The sequence below is a fragment of the Corynebacterium urinipleomorphum genome (genome assembly GCF_900155535.1).
GTDB classification, from domain to species: Bacteria; Actinomycetota; Actinomycetes; order Mycobacteriales; family Mycobacteriaceae; genus Corynebacterium; species Corynebacterium urinipleomorphum.
On sequence record NZ_LT706964.1, the window covers coordinates 77,467 to 81,233 of the forward strand.

The window sequence follows — 3,767 nt, forward strand, 5'->3', positions numbered from 1 at the left end:
GCGCGTCCGTGGCCCTGTCGGCGCTGCGCGGTGGGTGTTCCCGCTGTTCGCCCTCGGGGTGGCGTGGCTGGCCGGCCAGGAATGGGTGGGGCCGCAGGGGTTGACCCACCCCAGCCCGCCGGAGTTCAATGCCCGGATCATCCTGGGCACCCTCTTCGCCGCGCTGTTTCTCGTGCCGTTCGCGCTGGCGCCGCGGGGTGACGGGGTGCTGGCCAGCCCCGTGATGCGCGCGCTTGGCCGCTGGTCCTATTCCATTTTCTTGTGGCATGTGGCGGTACTGGACATCGCGTTCCCGGTTCTGGGTGTCGACCTGTTCACCGGCAATGTGGTCGACTTCGTGCTGGTGCTCGCCTTCACTGTCGCGGTGTCGGTGGCGGTGAGCTACATCAGTTACGAGGTGGTCGAGGCCCCCGCCATGCGCTGGCTGCGAGGCAGCTCAGAGCGACGCACCCGGCCAGAGTCACCGCGACAGAATCGCCCGCGTAGTTCTCGGACGGCCACGGCGCACGCGCCAGCCACAGCCCCATGACACCCGCTGCGCCGGCACCGAGTGCCCACGGCGGGATGAGCGTGAAGCGGCGGATGAGGAACGTGACGGCGTAGGCGGCAGCACCAGCGAGTCCGCCGACGGCGACCACAGCGACTGCCGCCGCCGCGGAGACTGCGAGTCCGGACTCCCGTTGACGTCGGTTGCCCGGCCGCGGCGCAGACGACCACAGGACGCATAGTCCCAGAGTGAGCAGGCTGAGTGCGCCGCCGAAGATGAGGCTGGCGCGGAAGAAGGTCTCGCCGGCGAAGGTCATGGTGAACTCGCCTTGCACGCCGGTGGGGACACGGAAGGCTTGCATGCCAGAATCCACGCGCACTGGTTCGAGCGGGGTGCCGTCGACAAACCCGCGCAAGCCGGAGTTGAAGGAGCGGGTGGTCAAGATGAGGCGGTCGGAATCGCCACCGCGCACAGTTCCGCTGAATGGCGACCACGCCGCACGGTGCTGAGTGCGACTCAGTGAGACCGTCTCCGCCTCAGTGACCAGCGAGTGCTCACCGGCGGGCAGCTCGACCGGCCCCGCGTCGCGGTGCTTCCCGTCGATCGAAGCCGCCGTGGAGAGCTCCCACGTCCCGGCGCGGTCGGTGGTGAAGGAGCGGCGGATCACGTCGCCGGCGGGAAGGAGGCGCTGGAAGAAGTAGGTGTCGCCGGTGCCGGTGACGTGGACAATGCGGTCAACGCCCGCATCCAGGGTGCTGATGCCGGCGGGTTTGTCGAGCGCCACCCGGATGGGCCCGTCGCCGCCAATGCCGACTGCCACAGGTTCGTCTGCCTTGAGCTGCACCTCCCGCGATCCGCCGGGCCACGACACAGTGGCCGCAACATCGTCGGTGGCGGTGACGGTGACGGACTCCACGGGGCGCTCGGGTGCGACTTCGATCCAGGGGGAACGGTCGCCGGGGGTGGGGTGCCAGGCGGTGTCGTCGAGGCCGTCCACAGCCGCGGTCAGGGACTCCGCGGGCCGTGCCCCGCCGAAAGCGGTCGCATCGGCAGCGGAGGAGGATGCCCGCACCGTTCCGCCGGTCTCAGCCACGCGGACGCGCCGGGCATCGGAGGGGTAGTCGGTGACGCGGTTGCGGATTTCGCCGCCCTCCGTAAGGTCCCGCAGGTGGGCTGAGCTCGGACCCGTCAACGTGCCATAATTCCGCTTCGCCAGGGCAGGGGTGTCGGTGATGATGTCCGCGCGCTCGCCGGACGTGACGGTGCGCGGGGTGTAGCCGAATTCACGGTCGAGCAGCGGCAGCACCTCGCCGCCGCCGGCGACGGTGGGAAGGTCGTCCGGCGTGATCATCATGTCCCGGCGCGGGTCGACGAGGTAGACGGAGATGTCGCCGAAGCGCTCGGGCTCGCCGAAACCCTCACCGGAGCCCTCGTCGAGCGAGGGCGCGGAGGGCCCGGAGGCCAGGTCGTCGCGCACCACCACAGCGCCGACGCCGATGGCGCGCATGGCCTCCGGCGAGAGGGCGGCCATCTGCCCGTCAAGGNGGGAGGCGAAGGCGAGCAGGAACGGCCAGGTCAGGGCCCCCACGAGGAAAACTCCCCATGCGGTGAGTGCGGTGCGGCGAAGCCAGCTACCGCCGGGCAAAGATCACCACTCCCACAGCGGCGGCGATGAACGCGATGAATTTGCCCAGCCACGCCAGGAACTGCAGCAGCTTCAATACCCGCACGCGGTCGTGGGCGGCGTCGAGCTGCGCGGCTTGCGTGGCGTTGTCGAGTGAATACACGCCGTCGGGGGTCTCACGTGTGGCCCGAAGCAGGGTGCCGGTGCGGTGTTCGACTTCGAGGGTGTGCTCAGTGCCGTCGATAAGCCCGTGGTACGTGTACGTTTTCAGGCCGTCGATTTCGCTCGGCCCGACGTAATCGACGGTTCCCTGCGCGTCGCTGGCGGGTTCGTAGAAGCGGAAGCTGCGCCGGTCCGGCTGGAAAGGGAACAGCAACACCAGGCCGCGCGTGGTCTCAGCGGTGTAGCGCGAGATCTCGTCGGTGAATTCGCCGCCAGCCCAGCGCACAGTGACGGTGGCGTCTTTCTTGGCGCCGGTGACCTCGATCTCCTCGGTGACGGGTTCGCCGGGACCCTCCCATGTGAGGGTGGTCGTCCCGTTGGCCAGCGGCTTCATCGCGCCGACAATCGGCGGCGCCACCATCGTGCCCAGGACCATGCCGAAGATGAATACGGCGATGCACCAATACAACCGCTTCATGGCCCTCCTTTACACTTGCAGTATCTCGAACCCTAGCAACCTTCCGGAACTCGAGGGCCTGCGCGCCGTCGCCGCCCTCGGCATCGTGGTCACGCACGTTTCCTTCCAAACCGGCCTGGGCAGTGCGCTGTTCGAGCGTTTCGATTTCTTCGTCGCCGTTTTCTTCGCCCTTTCAGCGTTCCTGCTGGCACGAGGGGAAGCACGCTTATCGACGTACCCCCTCCACCGCACCACCCGCATCGTCCCCGCCTACCTGGTGTGCGTGTGCGTGGTCATGGCGGCGCTGCCGTCGTTGGCCAACGTGAGTTGGCGGCAAGCCCTGGCCAACCTGTTCATGGTGCAGATCTACGTCCCGGACGGTCTGGTGCCGGGGCTGACACAGATGTGGTCGCTGTGCATCGAGGTGGCGTTCTACGTGGTGCTGCCGGTGTACTTGGTGCTCGGCCAGAGGGGCAGGGCGGTGCTGCTTGTCGCCGCTGTGCTCGGCGGGCTGGCGTGGCCGTGGCTGATCGCGGACGTGGACGCAGGGGCGAACCTGCAGATCTGGCCGCCGTCCTACGCGCCGTGGTTCGCTGTGGGGCTTGGGTGCGCGGAGCTGGACCGCGCCGGGGTGGGGCTGCGCGTCCGTGGCCCTGTCGGCGCTGCGCGGTGGGTGTTCCCGCTGTTCGCCCTCGGGGTGGCGTGGCTGGCCGGCCAGGAATGGGTGGGGCCGCAGGGGTTGACCCACCCCAGCCCGCCGGAGTTCAATGCCCGGATCATCCTGGGCACCCTCTTCGCCGCGCTGTTTCTCGTGCCGTTCGCGCTGGCGCCGCGGGGTGACGGGGTGCTGGCCAGCCCCGTGATGCGCGCGCTTGGCCGCTGGTCCTATTCCATTTTCTTGTGGCATGTGGCGGTACTGGACATCGCGTTCCCGGTTCTGGGTGTCGACCTGTTCACCGGCAATGTGGTCGACTTCGTGCTGGTGCTCGCCTTCACTGTCGCGGTGTCGGTGGCGGTGAGCTACATCAGTTACGAGG

At 68.5% G+C, this 3,767-nt stretch carries 3 protein-coding genes; 2 read left to right on the forward strand and 1 reads right to left on the reverse strand.

Translation table 11 applies throughout. The annotated features are described in order from the left end of the window. A partial coding sequence (locus CZ338_RS10975; RefSeq protein ID WP_204211889.1) for an acyltransferase family protein occupies positions 1-529 on the forward strand: 529 nt, incomplete at its 5' end. A 1,589-nt stretch (positions 530-2,118) separates the two neighbouring features. On the opposite strand, the gene CZ338_RS05910 is transcribed toward CZ338_RS10975, so the two are convergent. Beyond that, positions 2,119-2,751 (reverse strand): porin PorA family protein, encoded by a 633-nt coding sequence (locus CZ338_RS05910; protein WP_087117370.1) that lies wholly within the window; start codon positions 2,749-2,751, stop codon positions 2,119-2,121. Here CZ338_RS05910 and CZ338_RS05915 point away from each other — a divergent pair. Continuing rightward, the coding region (locus CZ338_RS05915; protein ID WP_087117371.1) for an acyltransferase family protein at positions 2,750-3,767 on the forward strand (1,018 nt) is incomplete at its 3' end. The two genes, CZ338_RS05910 and CZ338_RS05915, sit on opposite strands and share 2 nt — an antisense overlap.

Excerpts from the sequence above, each read along its gene's own strand:
- CZ338_RS05910 (WP_087117370.1), bottom strand. The coding sequence starts at position 2,751 with ATGAAGCGGTTGTATTGGTGCATCGCCGTATTCATCTTCGGCATGGTC.